Below are 2,573 nucleotides of genomic sequence, written 5' to 3' on the forward strand. Positions count from 1 at the left end.
ATCCTGGCCGTGACCGCTACCGCGCTGGCCAGTGAACGAGAACGCTGCCGCGCGGCGGGTATCGACGACCTGCTGCTGAAGCCGCTGGACCTGGCCCGGCTGCTGGCGATGCTGGACCGCTACCTGCAGGTGCTGCCGTCGCCGCCACGGCCGCTTTCGCCTGCAGGAAAGGACAAGCCACACAAGCTGCGTGCGTTGTTCGTGGAAAGCAGTACCCGCGATCTGGACAGGATGCAGGCCGCGGGCGAAAGCAGCGACGATGCGGCGTTGCTGGAACAGCTGCATGCGCTGAAGGGCGTACTGCTGATGATGGGTGAAAAGCCGCTTGGCGCGCGCTTCGGCGATGCCGAGCGGTTGCTGCGCGATGGACAGTCGCTGCCGGAGCACGAGCGCGTTGCACTGTTGTCCGATCTGCGCGATCTGATCGAAGCCTATCGCGATGGCCTGCGGGATGGCGCGTGAGCAGGCTGCCGCTACTCCGTATCCGGCCTGGCTGTACGCAGCCCCAGTTCGCTGGCGAACTTGAACAGATCGGCGTCCTTGTCGATGCCGAGCTTGGCCATTCCTGCGGTCTTCTGGGTACTGATCGTCTGCTTGCGGCGGTCCAGTCGGGTTGCGATTTCATTGACGCTCAACCCCGAGACGAACAACGCCAGCACCTCGTGCTCGCGGGGCGACAGCGCCGCGATGGCGCGCGGTGCCCCGCGTGCGGGGAGCAACTGGGTGATCGACGGCGACAGGTAGCGACGGTTGGCCCATGCCGCCGCAATCGCCGCCGGCACGTGGCTGGTGTCATCGGCCTTGCTCAGGATGTGGTCGATGCCACTGGCGTGAAGCGCCTGGATCATCACCGGCTGGTCGAGCCCGGTCATCACGATCAGGCGCAGGTCCGGAAAGTGGGTGCGCAGATGGTCAAGCAGCTGCAGCCCGTCACCAAAGGCACCGCCGGGCATTGCGTAGTCGGTCACCACCACGTCGCAGGCGGTCTGCTCCAGCAAAGCGACCAGCGCAGAGGAATCCCCCACCGCACCGATGCAGGAGAGGGTGGGGATTTCGTCGATGGCGGCTTCGATGCCCATGCGGATGACCGGATGATCGTCGGCGATGGCAACGCGGATGACGGGATGGGACATGGAGGGTCTCTGTTGATTAAACCGACAGAAATTGCCGTAATTTGCGCGGACCACTATAAGGCAGCCGACCGCCCTCGGGCAGGTCGTGCGATGAACCATCACGGGAGGAGGCGAGCATGCCGTTGAACATCGTTGTGGCCGATGACCATCCGGTCCTGTTGGCCGGCATGGAACACCTGCTTCAGGCCGTGCCGGACCTCGCCATTGCCGGACTGGTACGCGACTCCACCGAACTGGTCGATCTGCTCAGTCGCACACCGGTTGACGTGGCGGTCTGCGATTTCTCGATGCCCAACGGTCGCTACGGGGATGGCGTTACGCTGCTGCGATTCCTGCAGCGCCGCTTTCCGGCCCTTCACCTGGTGGTGCTGACCGGAATGGAAAGCCCCCTGGTCCTGCGCTCGATACAGCGGGCCGGGATATCCTGCATCGTCAGCAAGAGCGACCCCCTGGAACAGCTGATTCCAGCGGTACACGCCGCCAGCCGCAGGCAGGCCTTCATATCGGCGGAGATCGCGCGGTTGATCGCCGAGGATGGCACGCCCGGTAACGTGCAGGAGGCCGAGGCCCTGTCGAAGCGGGAATCGGAGGTGCTGCGGATGTTCGCCGAAGGGCTGAGCGTGATGCAGATCGCCGAGCGCGTTGGACGCAGCCGCAAGACCATCAGCACGCAGAAGATCGCAGCGATGCGCAAGCTCGGATTGCAGCGCGATGCGGAGATCTTCGAGTACGCGCTGACGCACGGCCTTGTGCAGGCGTCACAGAACGCACGCGCGGGCGCAGGCGGGGAAGGATCCTCCGACTGATTGAGGACGGGTCCGATGGATCCGGCGTCGCCCATGCCTAGGCTCGGAGACGTACCCCTTGCTGCGGTGATGATGTGCCCGTTCGAGACGACCCCCGTTTGACTGCCCTGCTGTTGCACTTCACCCGGCTGCCCGCAGCCGCGCAGGCGCACTTTCTCGAACTGTTGAACCACTACCTCTTCGCCTCGCCGAGGCGCCRCAGCCAGCTGCGCCGTCATTGGCACCTGCACGCGCCCGCCGACGACGAGGGCGATGACGTGTGATCCCCCGGCAAGCCGCGCTCAGCGGTCGCGGCCGAAATCTCGGCCGGGTCCGATGGAGGTCATCGGCTTTGATTCATAGCATTCCTCCCGTAGGCCAATGAACCGGCCTGCCGGGAAGGACGCTTATTCCCCAGGTGTCCCGCCCGCTCCCGGCCCCGCCGCTCTCCCCGGCGGCGGGGCCTTTCCTCCGCCTCGCGCGGATCACACCTGTGAAGAAGAATCCAACACCATGAAGCTCCTCCCGATTGCTTCCGCTGCAACCCTGCTGCTGGCCGCTGCGGCCGCCAATGCCCAGTCCTACGGCTCGGGCGTCATCGAATTCACCGGCGAAGTGACTGACCTGACCTGCACGATCTCGGGCGGTGCAGGCG

The 2,573-nt window shown here is 65.3% G+C and carries 4 protein-coding genes; 3 read left to right on the forward strand and 1 reads right to left on the reverse strand.

Annotation, left to right across the window (positions count from 1 at the left end; all coding sequences use genetic code 11):
* A partial coding sequence (locus AB4Y84_RS19000) for an Hpt domain-containing protein (RefSeq protein ID WP_442250663.1) occupies positions 1 to 462 on the forward strand: 462 nt, incomplete at its 5' end.
* Positions 463 to 473: 11 nt separating this feature from the next.
* Here the strand turns inward: AB4Y84_RS19000 and AB4Y84_RS19005 are convergent.
* A complete protein-coding gene (locus AB4Y84_RS19005) occupies positions 474 to 1,133 on the reverse strand; it encodes a response regulator (RefSeq protein WP_230109314.1) in 660 nt (219 codons plus the stop codon).
* Between the two features lie 134 nt (positions 1,134 to 1,267).
* Here AB4Y84_RS19005 and AB4Y84_RS19010 point away from each other — a divergent pair, with 134 nt between their 5' ends.
* Positions 1,268 to 1,939 carry a response regulator gene (locus tag AB4Y84_RS19010; protein ID WP_442250664.1) on the forward strand — a complete coding sequence of 224 codons (672 nt, stop codon included), beginning with the start codon at positions 1,268 to 1,270 and terminating at the stop codon, positions 1,937 to 1,939.
* Positions 1,940 to 2,037: 98 nt separating this feature from the next.
* A complete protein-coding gene (locus AB4Y84_RS19015; protein ID WP_442250665.1) occupies positions 2,038 to 2,202 on the forward strand; it encodes a hypothetical protein in 165 nt (54 codons plus the stop codon).
* Positions 2,203 to 2,573: the final 371 nt, after the last annotated feature.

Origin of the sequence: Stenotrophomonas sp. 2YAF22 (genome assembly GCF_052114665.1) — a bacterium.
Taxonomy (GTDB): Bacteria; Pseudomonadota; Gammaproteobacteria; order Xanthomonadales; family Xanthomonadaceae; genus Stenotrophomonas; species Stenotrophomonas indicatrix.

What these genes read in the sequence shown, in the direction of transcription:
- AB4Y84_RS19005 (WP_230109314.1), bottom strand. Translation starts at nt 1,133, where the DNA reads ATGTCCCATCCCGTCATCCGCGTTGCCATCGCCGACGATCATCCGGTC.